Origin of the sequence: Novosphingobium piscinae (assembly GCF_014230355.1) — a bacterium.
Lineage (GTDB): Bacteria > Pseudomonadota > Alphaproteobacteria > Sphingomonadales > Sphingomonadaceae > Novosphingobium > Novosphingobium piscinae.
In genome coordinates this window covers 112,935-131,693 of sequence record NZ_JACLAX010000010.1, presented here as the reverse complement: position 1 = coordinate 131,693, position 18,759 = coordinate 112,935, and the positions used below count along the sequence as shown (strand labels likewise).

Sequence of the window (18,759 nt, the reverse complement as noted above, 5' to 3'; positions counted from 1 at the left end):
CAACCCGGGCTAGAGCGTGACGTCGGCCAGCAAGCGCAGGCGGAGCGGCGGCGCCGGGAAGCCTGCAGCGTCCTGCCAACCGGCGTCCAGCAGGTTGTCGGCAGCCAGCCGCACCGCCAGCCGCTCGGTTGCCTGCCAGCGCGCATCGGCCGCCGCCAGCACATAGGGGGCCAGGCGTTGGCGCCCGCCCGGCACCGATTCGTCGTCGCGCGCGCCGACCTGTCCCGCCCGCAGGTTCACCACCAGCCGCGGGCTGGCCTGCCAGCGCAGTGCCGCATTGGCCCGCCAGCGCGGCCGGAGCAGCAGATCGGGCCCGCCAGCGCGGTCGCGCGGCCAGACGTGCTGCACCGCCAGATCGAAACCGACAGGGCCGAGTTGCTGGGCCAGGCTGGCGGACAGACCGTCGACCGCGACCCGCCCGCGGTTGACCAGGGCCGGGGCCGGCTGGAACACGAAGTCGATCAGGTCCTCGTAACGGGCCACGAAGCCGCCCAGCCGCACGCGGGTGCCAGCCTGCTGCCAGATCAGCGTCAGATCGGCGCGGCGCCCGGTTTCCGGCCGGAGGGCGGGATTGCCCACCAGCGGATTGGCCAGGGCATAGAAGCTGGCGGCCTTGAAGCTGGTCCCCGCCGCGCTTTCGAGCCGCCAGCCGCGGCCCAGCACGGCGGTCGCGGCGATCCGTCCCGAGAGCCGCGCCTTGAGATCGCCGATCCGGTCGACCCGCAGGGCGGCGCTGCCGCTGACCGCGCCGATGCGGCTCGCCAGCTCGACGAAGCCGGCCCACGAGCGGCGGTCGAGCCGATAGGCGGTGGGGAGGGCAAACCCCCCGAAGTCGAGCTGTCCCGCCGACCGGCCACGCTCGTGACCACCCTCGATCCCGGCCGCGAACTGGGTGGTGCCGCCGGTCCAGGCCAGGCTCGCCTGACCCAGCAGGCGGTCGTAGCGGGTGGTGTCGAGGCTGGCCGGGAGCCCGGCGGGATTGCTCGCCCCGCCAGCCACACCGGGACTGTCGATCGTGTCGCGGCGATTGAGCCAGCTGGCATTGAGATCGAGCACCAGCCCCGGGCCGAGTGCCTGCCGGGTGCGGACGGCGCCGAGCCACTCGCGCGCCCTCCGCTGTTCGGCGAGACGCCGCCGGGCAAGCAGGGCGCCGCCGCTGGCATCGGGAAAACCGGCGGATTCGACCGCGTTGAAGCGCAGCAGCAGGCGGTGGCCGCTATCCCCGCGGGCCACCCGCAACAGGGCGGTGTGCGCCTCGAAGCGGGTGAGCGGCGTCGGACTGCCATCATCGTCGGACTGCCCGGTCAGGGTCGCGCCCCAGCCGCCCCCGAGCGGGCCCGACAGTGCCGCCCCCAGCGTCTGGCCGCCCTGGGTCATCACGCCGGCCCGAACCGTCAGCGCCGGCCGCTCGGTCGGACCGCGCGGGTTCAGCGCCAGGACGCCGGCCAGCGCACCAGATCCGTGCACGGCGGATAGCTGGGCTGGCAGCAGCTCGATCCCGGCGAGGCCGAACCCCGCAATCTCGGCAAGGTTTACCGCGCCCCCACGCGAACTGGTGGCGTTGTTGATCGGCACCCCGTCGAACAGGACCAGCACGAAGTTGGGGTCGGCCCCGTCGAGCGTCGGCGCGGCGAAGCCGCTGCGCCCGCCGGCCTGCGCGACGAACAGCTGCGGCACGCCGGCGAGCACCGCCGCCACCGAACCCGCCGAATCGAGCTCCGGACCCTCGATCCGGACCGCACTCGTTGGCGGGGGCAGGCGCGAGGCGGTGACCACCAACGGCGGCGGGGTGGTGGCCGACTGGGCCAGCAACAGGGCAGATAGCAGCATGGACACTCTGGGTTCGGGGGAGGGATCAGGGGCGGCGGAAGAGGTGCCACACCGCATGGGCCAGCGCGGGAACGAGCAGGATCCCGACCGCCGCAGGACCGAGATTGCCGGCCGTGGCGGCTGCACCGAGGCCTGCCCAGACCAGGGCCAGCGCGGCATTGGCAGGCACGACCGCTAGCAGGAACAGCCGCCAGGGCAGCTGCGCCGCACCGGCCAGCACGACCACGGCTTCGGCCACGACTGGCACCGGCCGGCTCAGCAGCAAGGCGAGCGGGCCGATCGGCCGGAGTTTGGGCTCCAGCCCGAGCAGCGTTGCGGGGCCGAGCCAGCGCCGGGCCAGCGCCCGGCCCGGCCGCCGCCCCAGCCAGAACCCGAGCAGCGCACCGGCCATCAGCCCGATCCAGATGGCCAGCGCGCCGATGCCGGTTCCCAGCGCACTGCCGGCGGCCACCGCGACGATGCTGGAGGGGACCGGCAGCACCGGATCAAGCGCCAGCAACCCGGCAACCAGCGCCATGACCAGCCAGGGCCGGTCCGCCAGCACGACCGCCACGGTCATGGCCAACCGCGCAACCTCCTCGCCGACCAGCAACCAGGGCAGTACGATCGCCGCCAGCAGTCCCGCGACGAGCAGCAGTCCGCGCGTTTCCTGGGATCTTCGCACTACCCGCACCTGGTTTCCAGTTCCCTCATCTGTGTCGGCTACCCGACACGGCATTACGGCACACCCGTCCTTGAAGCCATGTTTGCTCTCGCACACCCATGTCGCATACTATATACAGTATGCAGTTGCCAAGGGTCTCTCCGTGGCGCAAATATCGGAAAAGTGGGTGGAATGATGATTCAGGCACGGTGCAGGGCATGGATGGGTGCGAGCTTGGCCGCCCTGGCGGCGCCGTTGCTGCTGGCGGCGGGTGGACTGGCTGCGCCGCCGCGCAGCGAGGTCAACCGGCCATGGCCGTTCTTCGAGCCGGCCGAACCCGAGGAGCCCCCGGTGCGGGCGCCGCTTGACGCGCTGAAGACCTTCGCCATGCCGCCAGGCTACGCGCTCGAGCTGGTCGCGGCCGAACCGCTGGTGCAGGATCCGATCCTGATGGAGTTCGACGGTGACGGCCGGCTGTGGGTGATGGAACTGCCGGGCTGGGCCCACAACCTGTCGATGGACAACAGCCTCGAGCCGGTAAACCGGCTGGTGGTGCTTGACGATACCGACGGCGACGGTGCCTTCGACAAGCGGACGGTGTTCGCCGATGGCCTGGTCCTGCCGCGCGCATTCAAGGTGCTGGCCGGCGGCTGCGCGCTGATCGGCGAGCCGCCGACGCTGTGGAAGGCCTGTGACACCAATGGCGATCTCAAGGCCGACACCAAGGACAAGGTGACCGACGGCTTCGCCCGGCTGGGCGTGCTCGAACATGGCGCCAACGGGCTGTTCTGGGGCATGGACAATCGGCTGGTCGTGTCCGAGCACGAATGGAACCTGGCCTACCGCGCCGGCCAGTTCGTGACCGTCCCCGGGCTGCGCCGCGGACAATGGGGCGTGACCCAGGATGACGCCGGTCGGATCTATCGCAACGTCAACACCGACCCGCTGTTTGTCGACTATGTCTCGCCCGACTACTATGCGCGCAACCCCGACCTGGTGCGGACGCGCGGCCTCTACGAGAACCTGGTCGACCAGGAAAAGACCAACATCTGGCCGGCCCACCCCACTTTCGGACTCAATCGCGGATACCGGCGCGAGGTGTTCCGCGAGGACGGCACGGCCAGCTACTACGGCGGCGTCTCCTCGCCGCTGATCTACCGCGGCACCCGGCTGCCGGCCGAGGTGCAGGGCATGGCCTTCGTCGCCGATGGCGCCACCAACATCGTCCACCTGCTGCGACTTAAGGACGACGGCGAGGGTCGCAAGTCGGCCGAGGACTTCTACGCCAAGGGCGAGTTCCTCGCCTCGACCGACGTGCGCTTCCGCCCCACGGCGCTTGCCGGCGGGCCCGACGGGACGATCTACATTGCCGACATGTACCGCGGAGTCTCGCAGGACGGCCCGCTTCAGACCGATTATCTGCGCGACTACATCACCAAACGCGGGCTGCAGCGCGGGACCGGCCACGGGCGGATCTACCGGGTGGTCCACGTCGGGACCGGCGGGGCCGGCGCAGCGATGCCGCGCGACGCCCGGCCGCGGATGAGCCAGGATGCCACCGCCGTGCTGGTCCAGCACCTCAGCCACCCCAATGGCTGGTGGCGCGATACCGCCCAGCAACTGCTGGTCCAGCGCGCCGATCCGCAAGGGCTGCCGCTGCTGCGCAAGCTGGCGCTGGAGCGCAAGGCCGACTGGCGCAGCCGCCTGCATGCGTTGTGGACGCTGCACGGGCTCGAGGGCCTCCAGCCGGCGCAGATCCGCGCGGCCCTGGCCGATCCGCGGCCCGAGCTGCGTGCCGCCGGACTGCGTCTGGCCGAGCCCTGGCTGGCCAGGGGCGACAAGGCCATCAGCCAGGCCGCGCTGGCGCTCGCCGGGGATGGCAGCTGGCAGGTGCGCGTGCAGCTCGCCGCGAGCCTCGGCGCTCTCCCGGCGGAGCGGCGCACCGCGCCGATGGTGGCGCTGCTGCGGGCGCAGGGCAATGATGCGGTGCTGGTCGACGCAGCACTGTCGGGTCTCAAGGGCGACGAGCTTGCGGTCCTGACCGCGCTGGCCGAACAGGCCGAGCCTCCGCGTGAGGCGTTGGCGATGCTGGCCGGTGCGCTTGCCAAACGCCGTGATCCGGGGATTGCCCGGCTGGTCGCCATGGCAGGGGACGGCCAACAGCCCGGGCCGGTGCGCCGAGCGCTGCTCGACGGGCTCGCCCTCGGGCTGGCGGGCGGCGTGCAGGGTGGCGGCAATGCCGTCGCCGGAGGCCGCGCCGGCGGCAACATCCCCGGCGTCACGCGCCAGCGCGCGGGTGGAAACCGCTTCGATCTGGCCGCCGAGCCGCACAGCCTGACCCTGCTCGCCAGCAGCAAGGACGCGCTCGCCGAGCCGGCCAGGCGGCTGCTCGCGCTGGTCAACTGGCCGGGTCGCCCGGCGCCGCCGGCCCTGCCGCCGCGCAGCGCGGTTGAAGAGGCCTTGTTCCAGCGCGGTCAGGCGATCTATGTCGAGCAATGCTCCGGTTGCCATCAAGCCCAAGGTCAGGGCCAACCTCGAGTCGCCGCCGCGCTCGCCGGCTCGAAGCGCGCCGTGGCGAGCGGGGACGTACCGGTGCGCATCCTTACCAACGGGCTCGAGGGCTCGATCGGACTGATGCCTCCGCTTGGCGCCGCGATGAGCGACGAGGACGTCGCCGCCGTGCTCACCTTCGTACGCCAGAGTTGGGGCAACACCGGCACACCGCTGCCTCCCGCCGCGGTCAAGGAGTGGCGCCTGGCCTTTGCCCATCGCACCACGCCGTGGTCGGAAAAGGACATCGACGCACCGCAGCGGTGACGGCATGATCGAAGTGTCGGGCCTGACCCGCCGGCGCGGGCCGAACCTTGTCGTGGATGGCCTGAGTTTCTCGGTCAGCCACGGCGAGATCGTCGGGCTGATCGGGGTCAACGGCGCCGGCAAGACCAGCGCGCTCGAATGCCTGGCCGGACTGGCCCGGGCCGATGGCGGTGAGGTTCGCATCGCCGGCCTTGCCCCGGGCAGCACGGCTGCACGGGCGATCACCGGCACCCTGCTCCAGCACCCCGGCCTGCCAGGCCGGCTGTGCGTGGCCGAGACGCTCGATCTCTTCGCCCGGCTCCACGGCATCCGGCCCTCACCGCACCTGGTCGAAGCGCTTGGACTGGACGCGCTGGCCCGGCAGCGGGTGGATGCCCTGTCGGGGGGGCAGCGCCAGCGACTGGCGCTGGCGATCGCGCTGCAACCCGCGCCCGCCGTCCTGCTGCTGGACGAACCCGCGACTGCACTCGATCCAGCGATGCGACGCGACCTGCGGGGCCTGATCGAGGAGGCGCGGACCGGCGGTGCGGCGATCCTCATGGCCACTCACGATCTGGCCGAAGCCACCAGCCTGTGCGACCGGGTCCTGCTGCTCTCGGCCGGTCGGCTGGTCGCGGCAGGGCGCCCGGCCGACCTGATCGCGGCCGCCGGCGCGCCCAGCCGCATCACCCTGACCACGGCGCGGCCCTTGCCGGGCGAGCGCGACGATACCATGGTGATCGAAACCCGCGACGTCATCGCCGCACTCACCGCCCTGCTGCCCCGGCTAGCGGGCGTGCCGGTGGTGGCGCTGCACGTGACCGGAGCGGGGCTGGCCGAGGTCGTGCTGGCCGCGGCGGAACTGGACGGAACGCGCTGCACGTGACACCAACCCGATCGTCCCTCCGGCCGCTGCTGCGCGCCAATCTGCTGGCTACGCTGCGCAATCCCATGGCGTTGGTCTATGGCTGGCTGTTCCCGCTGCTGTTTCTGGTCGGGTTCTGGGCGCTCTATGGCGACGATCCGGTGCCGCTGGCGCTCCACGCCGGGCAGTTCTTCACCATCACCATTCTCGGCAGCGCTGCCTTCGGTCTGCCCACCCAGATGGTCGGCGAGCGCGAAACCGGGCTGTGGCGGCACTATGCCCTAGCTCCGGCACCGCGCTGGCGGTTTGTGGTCGCGCTGGTCCTGGCCCGTGCCGCGCTGCTGGCGGGTGCGCTGCTGCTGCTGCACTGGACGGCACGGGCGCTGGGCATGCCGCCGCTGCCGCATCCGGTTTCGACCACCCTGGCGTTGATGGTCGCGGCGCTATGCTTCCTGTGCATCGGCGCCCTGATCGGCACCCTCGCCCCCAATGTCCCGGCCGTCCAGGCGCTGGGGCAGTGCCTGTTCCTGCCGATGCTGATCATCGGCGGGGTAGCGGTGCCGCTCGCCAGCCTGCCGGGCTGGGCGCTGCCCTTGTCCAACCTGCTCCCCGGCCGCCACGCTGTAGTGGCGATCCAGACCGCGGTGACCGGAACCGGCACCCGCGCCGCCGGGTTCGAGCTGCTCGCCCTGACCGGCCACGGGCTGCTGGCGCTGCTGGCCGCCGTGATCCTGTTCCGCTGGGAGCCAGACGCCGGGTTGCGGCCGGGGCGGCGTGGCTGGCTGATCGTGCCGGTGCTGGCGGCCTGGCTGGCACTGGCCGGCCTGGCCGCCCAGCTGGCGCGACCGGTACCGGCACCACCGGACCGGGCCAGTGCCGGTACCCCCGCCACCTATGTGCGTCCGACTGCTGCGACCGTCTTGCCGCAGGCGCCGCGGCCGGCGATCATTCGCGCAGTGCCGAGCCCGGCCACACCGGCCGCGATGGCGGCGGGGATCCCGACCCCCGCGGTCCCCGCCGTCGCGGCGGAACCGGCTGTTCCCGCCAGCGTCGACCTGGACCGCATCGCGTTCGAGCGCCTGCCGCCCGATGCCGGACTGGTAGCACCGATCGCGGCCGAGCCGCCCGACCCGGTGCTGGAAAGCGCGCTGGCCCGGATCCGGCGCCAGCTCGAGTCCTGGCCGCCCGCGCGCGAAGGGGACGCGCGCCAGCAGGTGCAGACCCTCCTGCTGATCGCCGCAGTGCCCGATCTGCTGCAGATGGACCCGCTGGAACGGCATCTGCCCGCACTGGTCGAGGCTGAACTCAGGCAACGCATTCCCGCAACGGTGCTGCCCAACCTGCTGGCGCAGATCGCACTCGATCCGCAGGGCGGCAGCGTGGCGGCCCGCAGCCAGCTTCCCGCGATCGGCCTGCCCGCCCATGCTGGCCCCGAGGCGCCGCTGCGCGGACGCGTGATGCTCTATGCCTTCAAGCTGCTGGGCCGGGTGACCGGACGCCGGGTAGGCGATCCTCCCGCGCCGGCTGGGAGCGACTAGGCGCGTTCTCGTTTATGCGGGAGCGGCACCAGCCCGCTCAGGGCACATAGGTCTCGGACAGCCCGTTGCGCGGATTGCGGATCGTGATCCGCGCCTCGCGCGAGACTGTGATCGCCAGATTGGCGTTGCCGAAGGGATCGAGGTTGACAATCCGCTCCGGCGCGGTGTTGGCCGCGGGCGTGCGCGTGGCGCCGTGCAGCTGCCATACCGCCACGCCGGGCAGGGCCTTGTAGCGCTCGAGCACCACGCCATCGGCACCCTTGGTCGGTCCATTGTTGAACACCACCACGCGCGGCCGCAGGCTGGCGGCCAGCGCCGGCGGGTTGGACACCGCGCTGCCGTGGTTGTCGGCGAACATCAGGTCGGCCCGGCCGATGCGATTGCGCGGACAGACCAGGCCGTGCTCGAGCGTCCAGGTCGCGTCGGCGAGGCTGACGATCCGGGCCTTGCCCCAGCGCAGCAGCAGGCCCAGCGAACGGGGATTCTCCTCACCGCCGTTCTCGGCCATGGTCGCGGGCTCATCGCAGCCCACTCCCGCGGCTCCGGCCCCGGGTTGCGGCGGCGCCAGCACGCCATCGCTGTGCACCGCCACCAGCTCGAGCCCGCCGATCCGCAGCCGCTGCCCGGCCTGCATCGTGCGATGCTTCATGCCGGCGCGCGCAGCGACATATTGCGGATAGACCGTCGCCGGCGCCGAGGCGGCCGCGGCCGGGCTCAGCCCTGCAGGCAGCGGCTCGCGGTTGGGACCATGATCGATCACCTCGCCGATCGGCATCAGCGTGGCCAGCTCGGCGAACCCGCCGACATGGTCGATATGGTAGTGGGTGACGATCACGTGATCGAGCCGGGTCAGCCCCGCTGCGCGCGCCGCAGCGACGATCCGCTCGGCGCTGGCGGGAGAGGACGGCACCGGCGGGCCGCCCGGCCCGGACCGGGGGCCGCCGCGGCCGCGGGGCCAGCCGGTGTCGATCAGCACCGAACGGCCCTGTGGGGTGATGTAGAGCGTGGCGGCGCCGCCTTCGACATCGATGCTGATGATCCTCAGATCATCCGCCCGGGCGGGCGCCCCAAGGCCCAACGCCGGTGCAGCGAGCAGGGTCAGGGCAAGCAGCCTCATCGGGTAACTCCAAAGGCAAAGACCGTGGTCGAGGTGAAGACCTCGCCGGGACGCAGCAGCGTCGAGGGAAAGGCCGGCTGGTTGGGGCTGTCGGGAAAGTGCTGGGTTTCGAAAGCGATTCCGTCGCCCTGGCGCAGCAGCAGGCCGGCCCCGGCGGGCTGGCTGCCGTTGAAGTTATTGGCGGTATAGACCTGCACGCCCGGCTCGGTGGTCGAGACCAGCAGCCAGCGTCCGGAGACCGGATCGACCAGTTCGGCGGCCGGACGCAGGGTCCCCGCCGGTCCGTCGATCACCAGGTTGTGATCGATCCCCCTGGCCAGGACGATCTGCGGATGGGCGCTGCGGAGCGCCGGCCCGATCGGCCGGGCGGCGCGGAAATCGAGCGGGGTTCCCGCCACCGTGGCGACCTCGCCGGTGGGGATCAGGCGCTCGTTGACCGGGGTGTAGCGGCTGGCGAACAGCCGCAGGCGCAGGCGGTCGACCGATGCCTGACCTGGCCCGGCAAGGTTGAAATAGGCATGGTTGGTGACGTTGAGGTGGGTCGGCCGGGTGGTTTCGGCGCGCCAGTCGAGCCGCAGCTCGCCCGCGTCGCTCAGCCGGTAGGTGGCCGACACGGTGACCGCGCCGGGAAAACCGTTGTCGCCGTCCGGGCTGGTCAGCCGCAGTTCGACCCCGGCGCTGCTGCGGTCCTCGAACAGCCGCGCCGTCCACAGCTTGGTCCCCCAGCCGCCGCCGGTCTGGCTCTGCCCGCCGTGGATCGTCACCCCGGTCTCGGGGTTGGCGGGCAGCGCGTAACGCTGGCCGTCGATGCTGAAGCCGCCGCCTGCTATACGGTTGGCATAGCGCCCGATCAGCGTGTTGAACGCGCCGCCGCGATCCCATGCGGCGAAGTCTGGACGGGTCAGCACCACGTTGGCGAGGCGGCCGCGGCGGTCGGGCACCGCAATCTCGGCGAGCGCCCCGCCGCGGGTCAGGATGACGACCTTCATCCCCCGCCGATTGACGAGCGTCACCGCTTCCACCACCTCACCCTTGGCATTGGTGCCGAAGGGGGCGATGCGGGCCGTCCCGGCCAGCGCCGGAGCCGGGGCCATGGCCAGGGCAAGGATCGGCAGCGCCCAGCGGCTCATGGCAGCGGCACCAGGCGGATCACCAGCCCGGGGGTCGAGGCCGACAGCGGCTGCCCGGTACCCTCGCCGGTCGGCCTTTGCAGCAGCACGTAGAGCAGTCCATCAGGGCCGGTGGTGATCGCCCGGACCCGGCCATAGGCCTTGAACAGCACCTCCTGGTGGGTGATGCGATCGCCATCGAGCACCAGCCGCCGCAGGTGCTGCCCAGCCAGCGCGGTGACGAACAGGTTGCCGGTCCAGGCCGGATAGCGGCGGCCCCGGTACAGCGCGATGCCGGACGGTGCGATCGTCGGGGTATAATAGGCGACCGGGCCGATCATGCCGGGGTGCTCGCGCGCCGAGATGCCCGGCTGGATCCCCATCGACACCACGCCCCAACCATAGTTGCCGCCCGGCTGGATCAGGTTGATCTCGTCGCCACCGCTCGGCCCGTGCTCGGATTCCCAGAGTCGGCCCGCGGCATCGAAGGCCAGGCCCTGCGGATTGCGATGCCCCCACGAGAGGATCGACGGCACCGCGCCCGGACGGTTCACGAACGGGTTGTCGGCGGGAATGCTGCCGTCACGGTTGATCCGGTGAAGCTTGCCCAGCGAGGTGGCGAGGTCCTGGGCATTCTTCATGTCGCCGCGCTCACCAACGGTGAACAGCAGCCGGCCCTGCGGATCGAACGCCAGCCGCGAGCCATAGTGCACGCCGCTGGGCGTGTACCGGTCGAGCGGGGCGCGGAACAGGGTCTGCGCGTCGACCCATTCGCCCCGGGCGTTGATCCGGCCGCGAACGATCACGGTCATCGACGGGTGGTTCGGCGGCCGCTCGCCCGGCTTGAGCACCGGAGCGGGGGGCAGCTGGTAGCCGGGCCTGAGCTCGACCAAGCTGAGGTAGATCCAGCCGGTTCGGGCATAATCAGGATCAATCGCCACATCCATCAGCCCGGCATCCTGACGGGCCCACACCACCGGGGTGTTGCGCACCGCCTCGGGCCGCAGCCGACGCCGGTCCTGCGCGGCGTGATCGATCAGGCGCAGCCGGCCTGGCCGTTCGGTCACCAGCAGCCGCCCATCGGGCAGGAACGCAAGACCCCAGGGGGTGTCGAGACCCTCGGCCACCACGTCTATCCGGAACCGCTGCTGCTCTGTCGCGATCACCGCGCCGGCCGGATCGGCGACGAACTGGGGGCGGGGCTGCTTGCTCTCCGCCTCGAGCCGCAGCCAGGCGATCATCTGCCAGATCTGTTCGGCCGGCAGGATCTCCTCGAAGGCCGGCATCTCGGCCCCGGCGACGCCCTTGGCAATGGTGCGGTAGAGTTCCTCGTCACTGCGCGAGCCGAGCAGGCGCGGGTCGAACAGATTGGGCGCACGCCCCGCCGAGCCCGGCGCGCCGTGGCAGCCGCTGCAATTGTCGGTGAAACGCTCGCCGGTCAGCCGCTGCAGCTCGCGGCCGCCGCCGAACCCGGCATTGGCGGCAGGCGGTGCAGGCGCCTGGGCCGCGAGCATCCCGGCGCCCAGCGCCAGCCCCGCGGCAAGGCCCAAGCGCCGGATCACCGTGCGGTCCAACCGCCATCGATGAGAATGTCGGTGCCGGTCACAAAGCCGGCGAGGTCCGAACAGAGGTAGGTCACGAGCCCTCCGATTTCCTCGACTTTACCCCACCGCCCGACCGGCAGGCTGGCAAGAAAGGCGGCGTTGGCCACGGGATCATCCATCACCACGCGGTTGAGCTCGGTGCCGAACGGGCCGGGACTGATCGCGTTCACGGTAATGCCCTGATCGGCCAGCTCGAGCGCAAGCGACTTGGTCAGCCCCAGCAGGCTGGCCTTGGCCGCGGAATAGGCCGTGCGCCCGGGCAGCGAGACATGGGCCAGCATCGAGGCCAGGTTGATGATCCGGCCATAGCCCGTGCCGGTCATGCCGGGGACGAAGGCATGGCAGGCAAGGAAGGTTGAAATCAGGCTGGAATCGATCACGCTGCGGAACTCGGCCAGGCTGAATTCGACCAGCGGCTTGCGGATGTTCGTTCCCGCCGAGTTGATCAGGATCTGCGGGTGCGGCGCCCAGGCCTGCACGCTGGTGGCGAGCGCGGCGACACTGGCCTCGTCGGTCACGTCGGCCGTGAAGGCGGCCGCCTCGACCCCGTCCACTGCCAGCCGGGCTGCAAGGGCCTCCAGCTTGTCGCGGCGCCGGCCAACCAGCGCCAGCCGCGCCCCGGCGCTGCCCAGCGTCTCGGCCATGGCCTCGCCCAGGCCACCGCTGGCCCCGATGATCACGGCCGTACGGCCGGCGAGAGAAATCTGCATTGGCTTACCCCTTTGCCACGGCGGGGGCCGTGCCGGCCGCGCCCATGATGATCCAGCTCATGGCACCCAGCCCCGCGACACCCGACATCAGCCAGAGCATCGGGGCCCAGTCGTTGCCGCTGGCCTTGAGCAACATTCCTCCGACCACCGGCGCGAGGAAGCCCGAGAAATTGGCGAACATGTTCATCGCCGCGCCCATCGTCGCGGTATAGCCCTGGCCCAGCTCGACGCACTGATTCCAGCTGATCGGGACCAGCATGTCGCCCAGGAACGCGGTCAGCGCGAGCAGGCCGATCGCCACCCAGACATTGGGTGCGAACGGCACCAGGGCCATCAGGATGGCCACGCTGATGAAGCAGATGATGGCTACAGTGTGGCGCGGGATCGCCAGCGGCAGCAGTCCGGCGGTGAGCGAGCCCAGCCCGCCCATCAGCAGCGGCAGCACCGAGAGTCCGGCCATGCCCGCCGCGCTCTGGCCGTGTACCTCGCCAAGGAAAGTGGGCATCCAGGTAACGAAGAAGTACCAGACATAGGACCAGCAGAAGTACTGCACACACAGCAGCAGTGCCTGGGGGCGCAGCAGCAAAGCCAGCCAACTGCCGTGAGACTGGCCCACCAGCGCCTGCGATTCGGCCAGCAGCGCCAGTTCGGCCTCGTTGACCCCCGGATGGTTGGCGGGGTTCTCGGTAAAGCTGCGCCTGAACCACAGCACCCAGGCCACGCCGAGCAGGCCGAACATCACGAAGGCCCAGCGCCAGCCGACCACATTGATCGCCAGTAGCACCAGCGGCGGGGTCACCGCTCCGCCCCACCGTGTGCAGGCCCACATCAGGGCCTGGGCCTTGACCCGCTCGGGACGCGGCAGCCACTGGCTGAGCATCCGGGTGAGATTGGGAAAGCACCCGGCCTCCCCCGCGCCGAACAGGAAGCGGATCACCCACATCGAGGCAAGGCTCCAGGCCGCCCCGGTCAGGGCGGTAAAGAACGACCAGGCAAGCACCAGACGGGTCAGGATCTTCTTGACCCCGAGCCGGTCGCCGCTGAGCCCCATCGGGATCTCGAACAAGGCGTAGGACAGCCCGAAGGCGCCGAAGACCATCCCCATCTGGGCCTTGTCGAGGCCAAGGTCGGTCGAGATCGGCCCGGCCGCCTGGCTGATCGCCACGCGCTGGACATAGGCAAGGATCGCGAGGGCAAGGGCAATCCCCACCACCTGGCGGCGTACCCGGGTCGGTGTCATGCCTGCGGTCCCCTCACGTACTGTTGCCCCATCCGGCCGGGTTGGCCCGCCTCGTTCGGCGAGCCCTCCCAAGTGTATACTGAATACGCTTTTGACTTGTCAATCGGAGCCCTGCGGTTCATTGTCAAAACCAAGGGTACGGCCAAACGCTTGGGCCGGGCAACTGTAGACAGTCATTTCGCCAAAAGGAGAGCGGGGATGAACGAATGGTCGCGGGTCCGCACGGCCAGCCTGGCCGGATCGGTTGCACTCGTGACCGGTTCAGGGCGGGGATTGGGGCGCGCGATTGCCTCCCGGCTGGCCGAGCTCGGCGCCGACGTGGCGGTGCACGACATCTCCGAAAGCGCGCCGGCCCAGTTCGGCGAGGAAAAGAGCCTGACCGGTCTCGCGGAGCGGCTCGCCGCCGAGCAGGGCGTCCGTACCACCGCCGTGCTCGGCGACATTTCCGACGAGGCGCAGGTTGCGGCGATGGTCGAGGCGACGCGCCAGGCGCTGGGCCCGGTGTCGATCCTGGTGAACTGTGCCGGCGGCGATATTGGCGCGGCTGGCGGCAAGCCCGATCCGAACGGCGCGCTCGACATCAGCCTGGCCGACACCCAGGCCATCATCAACCGCAACTTCATCGGCACCATGCTGGTCTGCCGCGCCGTGCTCCCCGGGATGAAGGAGCGCCAGCAGGGCAGCGTGATCAACTTCGGCTCGCTCAACGGCCACCGCGCGGTCACCAGCGAAGTAGTCTACGGCTGCATGAAGGCGGCGATCGTCCACTACACCCGCTGCCTGGCGATGGAGCTCCGGCACCATGGGGTAAGGGTGAACGTGGTGTCGCCAGGTCCAACGATGAGCGCGCGCTTCCTCGCCACCCGGCCGACCGACCCGGCGATGATGGCGGCCGGACCCGATCTCGACCGCTATGCCACCCCTGAGGAGATTGCGGGGGTGGTCGCGTTCCTCGCCGGGCCCGACAGCGGGTTCGTCTCTGGTCAGGTGGTCCGCATCGACGGAGCCGCCGGACTCTATCCGGCCTGAGCGGGACCGTCGCCATGAGCACCAGGCTGGCCGGGCGGACCGCCTTCGTCACCGGCGCCGGACAGGGCATCGGACTGGCCATCGGCCGCGCCTTTCTGGACGCGGGCGCCACGCTGGTGGCCACCGACGTGGTCGCCGATCGCCTTGCCGAGGCCTATGCGGGCACGGCAGCCACCACCCTGCGGCTCGACGTCACCGACGAGGCTGCGGTGAACGAAGCCGCTGCTGCCCACCCCGAGGTGGACGTGCTGGTGAACTGCGCCGGCTGGGTGGCCAACGGCACGATCCTCGAAACCAGCACGGCCGACCTGGAGCGCAGCTGGCAGCTCAACGTCCTGGCCATGGCCTCGACCATCCGGGCTTTCCTCCCGGCAATGCGCGCCCGGCGGCAGGGGTCGATCATCAACATCGCCTCGGTGGTCTCGTCGATCATGGCTGCGCCCAGCCGCTGTGCCTACGGCACGACCAAGGCCGCGGTGATCGGGTTGACCATGTCGGTGGCGCGGGACTTCATCGCCGACGGGATCCGTTGCAATGCGATCAGCCCGGGCACGGTCGACAGCCCGAGCCTGGCCGATCGGCTCGCCGCCACCGGCGATGCTGCCGCGGCGCGGGCTGCCTTCATCGCCCGTCAGCCAATGGGCCGGATCGGCACGCCCGAGGAGATCGCTGCCGTGGCGGTGCTGCTCGCCAGCGACGAGGCCACCTTCATGAGCGGCAGCACCATCGTGATCGATGGCGGGATGAGCCTCTAGGCAGCGTGGCCACTCAGCCGGGCCAGCGCCTGACCTGCTGCCGCTGGGTGCCCAGCCCGGTGATGCCCAACTCGATCACGTCGCCTTCCTTCAGCCACACCGGTGGCTTCATCCCCATGCCCACGCCCGGGGGTGTGCCGGTCGAAATGATGTCGCCCGGCTGCAGGCTCATGAACTGGCTGACATAGGAAACCACGGTCGGCACGTCGAAGATCAGCTTGTCGGTGTTGCCAGTCTGCATACGCTGCCCGTTGAGGTCGAGCCAGAGATCGAGATCGTTGATGTTGGCGATCTCGTCGAGCGTGACCAGCCACGGCCCGAACGGGCCAAAGGTGTCGCAGCCCTTGCCCTTGTCCCACTGCCCGCCGCGTTCAAGCTGGTACTCGCGCTCGGACAGATCGTTCACCAGCACGAGCCCGGCCACGTGGTCCAGCGCCGCCTCCGGGGTGACGTAGCGCGCCTCGCGGCCGATCACGACGCCGAGCTCGACCTCCCAGTCGCTTTTCACCGAAGTGGGCGGCAGCAACACATCGTCGTTAGGGCCGATAATGCTTGAGGTCGCCTTGGTGAAGATGATCGGCTCGGCCGGCACGGGCATGCCCGCCTCATGGGCGTGATCAATGTAGTTCAGGCCGATGCAGAGGAACTTGCCGACCCTGCCGACGGGCTCGGCGAGGCGCACATCACCCTCCACCAGCGGCAGCGTGGCGGGGTCAATGCCGGCTAGCTCCGCGGGCAGGCGGGCGAGCAGCGTGCCATCGATGTCCGGCACCACGCCAGCCAGGCTGCGGATCCGACCGGTGTCGTCGAGCATGCCCGGCAATTCCGCGCCCCGCGGCCCATAACGCAGCAATTTCATGAATTTGCCCTTTCATCTGGCAGGAATGGCCCTGCCGGACGGCGGGGCCTCAATCGATCGCGAGCGCCATGCTCGAGAAGCGCTCCGGCTCGGAATAGGCCATGCGCAGGTGGGTGAGCAGCGCCATGCGCGGATCGACGTTGCCGCCGGTCACCACGTCGAGCAGCTCGCGATGGTGGTTGAGCCGCCATTGCCGCATCTCGCGGCTGACGTGTTCCAACGTCTTGTGGGCGAACAGCGCGATGGTCAGCTGGTCGAGCATGCGCTCCAGCCAGGGGTTGCCCGCAGTGCGCCAGATGAGCTGGTGGAACCGGCGATCGAGATCGGCCGCCTCGGCCAGCGGCCCTTCCCAGTGCTCCATCTGCTCGACCAATGCCTCGAGCTGCGCCCGGACCTCCGCGGTCATGTGCACGCGGGCCAGCTTCATCGCCTCGGCTTCCAGCACGATCCGCAGCGAGTTGATCTGCTGCACTTCCACCTCGGACAACTGGATGACGAACATCCCGCGCCGCTCGAGGTTCATTACAAGGCCCTGCTCCTGCAGATGCGATAGAGCCTCGCGTACCGGGATGCGGCTGGTCGAGAACTCGCGCGCGATCTGGCTCTCGTTCAGGCGGTCGCCCGGCTTGAAGCGCCCCTCGAGAATTTGCTGGCGCAGGACCCGCGCGATGTGGTTGCGCAACGTGGATGGGGTTTCGCTGGGGGCGAGGTGTTCGACAGTCGCCACGGAGCCAGATTCCTCTTTGCCAGAGCCGATGCAGCCCTTCCGCGCCCGTCTCCGCCTCGGGGCTAGCATATAGTCGCCAATTCGGACCACGCAAGCGGCGCCGCGCCAACCGAGCGGGGGAACGCACCATCCCGACGCCTCAGTGGTTGTGGCGGGGCAATCGTGCCCCGACCTGCTGGAACTCGACCGCATACTCCAGCACCGCACCGCCTTCGAGGCTGCCGACGTGGGCGCGGTACATGGCCTCCCACGGGGTCTGGCTTGCCGGCATCGCAGGAGGGACCTCGGCGCGGCGGCGGGCGATTTCAGCCTCGTCGACCAGGGCGTCACAGCGGCCGGTGTTGAGATCGATCCGGATGATGTCGCCGGTGCGCAGCCATGACAGTCCCCCGCCCGCCGCCGCCTCGGGGCTGCAGTGGACGATCGACGGGCTGTCCGACGTGCCGGACTGGCGTCCGTCCCCGATTGTCGGCAGGCTGGTGATCCCGGCGCGGATCAGGGCGTCGGGCGGCTGCATGTTGACCACTTCGGCGCTACCCGGCCACCCCAGTGGCCCGGCGCCCCGCATCACCAGGATGCACGTCTCGTCGATCTGCAACGCGGGGTCATTGATGCGGTTGTGGTAATCGTCGCCGCCGTCGAACACGATCGCGCGGCCCTCGTAGACCCCGGCAGCGCCGGGCCGCTCGAGATAGCGCCGACGAAACCCGTCGCTGATCACGCTGGCCTTGAGGATCGCGAAATCGAACAGGTTGCCGGTGATGGGCAGCAGCCCGGCCGCGGGCAGCAGAGGTTCGGCCACGGTGCGGATCACGTCGCCATCGGCATCTGCCGCATCGGCGATGTTGGCGCCCAGTGTGTGGCCGGTCACAGTCATCCGATCGGGGTGGAGCAGGCCGGCGCGGGCCAGCTCCTTGAGCACGACGGGCACACCCCCCGCCCGGGCGAAGCCTTCGCCCAGATGGGTCCCGGCCGGGGCCATATTGAGGATCAGCGGAACACTGGCGCGCTCGCGCCAGTCCTGCACAGTCACGGTCTGGCCAGCGTGACGGGCCATCGCGGTGATGTGCGGCTGGGCATTGGTCGAGCCGCCGATTGCCGCGGTCAGGGTGATGGCGTCGAGGAAAGCCTCGCGGGTCAGGATCCGGCTCGGACGCAGATCCTCCTCGACCATCTCGACGATGCGTCGTCCGGTAGCGTAGGCATACTGTGCCCGCTCACGCCAGGCTGCCGGGATCGCCGCGCAGCCGGGCAGCGACAGACCCAGCGCCTCGGCGATGGCGTTCATGGTGGAGGCTGTGCCCATGGTGTTGCAATGACCGACCGACGTGGCCGAGGCGGCGGCAGCGGCGATGAAGTCCTCTTCGTCGATCTCTCCGGCGGCCAACCGCTTGCGGCTGGCCCAGATCACCGCACCGGACCCAACCCTGCGGCCCTCGTGCCAGCCGTCGAGCATCGGCCCGCCCGACAGGACGATGGCGGGCAGGTCCATCGTGGCGGCGGCCATGATCCCGCTCGGCGTGGTCTTGTCGCAGCCAGTGGTCAGGACCACGCCGTCCAGCGGATAGCCGTTGAGAATCTCGACCAGCCCGAGATAGGCGAGATTGCGGTCCAGGGCCGCGGTTGGCCGGCGACAGTTCTCGAAGATCGGGTGGAGCGGGAATTCCATCGCAATTCCACCGGCATCGCGGATCCCTTCGCGCACGCGCTGGGCCAGCTGCAGATGCACCCGGTTGCAGGGGTTGAGATCACTGCCAGACTGCGCGATGCCGATGATCGGCCGCCCCGAGCGGAGCTCGTCCGGAGTCAGACCATAGTTCATGAAGCGCTCGAGATAGACCGCGACCATGTCGGGCCGAGCAGGATTGGCAAACCAGTCCTGCGAGCGCAGGCGCCGTGGCGATGCACCGTCAGGTCTGTCGCTGGCTGTCACCCGG

15 protein-coding genes are annotated in these 18,759 nt (G+C 70.3%); 5 read left to right on the top strand and 10 right to left on the bottom strand.

Translation table 11 applies throughout. The annotated features are described in order from the left end of the window. Nucleotides 1-9 precede the first annotated feature (9 nt). Nucleotides 10-1,830, bottom strand: coding sequence for a TonB-dependent receptor plug domain-containing protein (locus H7F53_RS11510; protein WP_185679632.1), 1,821 nt, complete (start codon nt 1,828-1,830; stop codon nt 10-12). Between the two features lie 25 nt (nt 1,831-1,855). Then, nucleotides 1,856-2,494 (bottom strand): VTT domain-containing protein, encoded by a 639-nt coding sequence (locus H7F53_RS11505; RefSeq protein ID WP_185679631.1) that lies wholly within the window; start codon nt 2,492-2,494, stop codon nt 1,856-1,858. A 201-nt stretch (nt 2,495-2,695) separates the two neighbouring features. Between H7F53_RS11505 and H7F53_RS11500 the strand changes: the two genes are divergently transcribed. Genes H7F53_RS11500 through H7F53_RS11490 form a run of 3 tightly spaced genes read left to right on the top strand, consistent with a single transcriptional unit; the run spans nt 2,696 to nt 7,672 of the window. Next, entirely contained in the window at nt 2,696-5,290 is a 2,595-nt protein-coding gene (locus tag H7F53_RS11500; protein ID WP_185679630.1) for a DUF7133 domain-containing protein, read from the top strand. Nucleotides 5,291-5,294: 4 nt separating this feature from the next. After that, nucleotides 5,295-6,155 (top strand): ABC transporter ATP-binding protein, encoded by an 861-nt coding sequence (locus H7F53_RS11495; protein ID WP_185679629.1) that lies wholly within the window; start codon nt 5,295-5,297, stop codon nt 6,153-6,155. Beyond that, a complete protein-coding gene (locus H7F53_RS11490; protein WP_185679628.1) occupies nt 6,152-7,672 on the top strand; it encodes an ABC transporter permease in 1,521 nt (506 codons plus the stop codon). Before H7F53_RS11495 ends, H7F53_RS11490 begins: the two co-directional genes overlap by 4 nt. A 37-nt stretch (nt 7,673-7,709) precedes the next feature. Here the strand turns inward: H7F53_RS11490 and H7F53_RS11485 are convergent, their stop codons facing one another. The 5 genes from H7F53_RS11485 to H7F53_RS11465 are packed head-to-tail and all read right to left on the bottom strand — an operon-like array spanning nt 7,710 to nt 13,452. Then, nucleotides 7,710-8,789: a ComEC/Rec2 family competence protein gene (locus H7F53_RS11485; protein ID WP_185679627.1), complete on the bottom strand. Its 1,080-nt coding sequence runs from the start codon at nt 8,787-8,789 to the stop codon at nt 7,710-7,712. Next, nucleotides 8,786-9,919, bottom strand: a complete 1,134-nt coding sequence (locus H7F53_RS11480) for an aldose epimerase family protein (RefSeq protein WP_185679626.1) — start codon at nt 9,917-9,919, stop codon at nt 8,786-8,788. The genes H7F53_RS11485 and H7F53_RS11480 overlap by 4 nt, the downstream gene beginning before the upstream one ends. Next, nucleotides 9,916-11,460: a PQQ-dependent sugar dehydrogenase gene (locus H7F53_RS11475; protein ID WP_185679625.1), complete on the bottom strand. Its 1,545-nt coding sequence runs from the start codon at nt 11,458-11,460 to the stop codon at nt 9,916-9,918. Before H7F53_RS11475 ends, H7F53_RS11480 begins: the two co-directional genes overlap by 4 nt. Further along, nucleotides 11,457-12,212, bottom strand: a complete 756-nt coding sequence (locus tag H7F53_RS11470) for an SDR family NAD(P)-dependent oxidoreductase (RefSeq protein WP_185679624.1) — start codon at nt 12,210-12,212, stop codon at nt 11,457-11,459. Before H7F53_RS11470 ends, H7F53_RS11475 begins: the two co-directional genes overlap by 4 nt. Nucleotides 12,213-12,216: 4 nt before the next feature. After that, the gene (locus H7F53_RS11465) at nt 12,217-13,452 is read right to left on the bottom strand and encodes an MFS transporter (protein WP_185679623.1); all 1,236 of its coding nucleotides are present in this window, start codon (nt 13,450-13,452) and stop codon (nt 12,217-12,219) included. A gap of 198 nt (nt 13,453-13,650) precedes the next feature. On the opposite strand from H7F53_RS11465, the gene H7F53_RS11460 reads away from it, so the two are divergent. Further along, nucleotides 13,651-14,481 carry an SDR family NAD(P)-dependent oxidoreductase gene (locus tag H7F53_RS11460; RefSeq protein WP_185679622.1) on the top strand — a complete coding sequence of 277 codons (831 nt, stop codon included), beginning with the start codon at nt 13,651-13,653 and terminating at the stop codon, nt 14,479-14,481. A 14-nt stretch (nt 14,482-14,495) separates the two neighbouring features. Then, nucleotides 14,496-15,236 carry an SDR family oxidoreductase gene (locus H7F53_RS11455; protein WP_185679621.1) on the top strand — a complete coding sequence of 247 codons (741 nt, stop codon included), beginning with the start codon at nt 14,496-14,498 and terminating at the stop codon, nt 15,234-15,236. A 13-nt stretch (nt 15,237-15,249) separates the two neighbouring features. Here the strand turns inward: H7F53_RS11455 and H7F53_RS11450 are convergent, their stop codons facing one another. The 3 genes from H7F53_RS11450 to H7F53_RS11440 form a co-directional block, all read right to left on the bottom strand. Further along, nucleotides 15,250-16,095, bottom strand: coding sequence for a fumarylacetoacetate hydrolase family protein (locus H7F53_RS11450; protein WP_185679620.1), 846 nt, complete (start codon nt 16,093-16,095; stop codon nt 15,250-15,252). Between the two features lie 49 nt (nt 16,096-16,144). Continuing rightward, complete coding sequence (locus H7F53_RS11445) at nt 16,145-16,822, bottom strand: FCD domain-containing protein (RefSeq protein ID WP_185679619.1); 678 nt, start codon at nt 16,820-16,822, stop codon at nt 16,145-16,147. Between the two features lie 139 nt (nt 16,823-16,961). Beyond that, nucleotides 16,962-18,755 (bottom strand): IlvD/Edd family dehydratase, encoded by a 1,794-nt coding sequence (locus H7F53_RS11440; RefSeq protein ID WP_379542847.1) that lies wholly within the window; start codon nt 18,753-18,755, stop codon nt 16,962-16,964. Between the last annotated feature and the right edge of the window lie 4 nt (nt 18,756-18,759).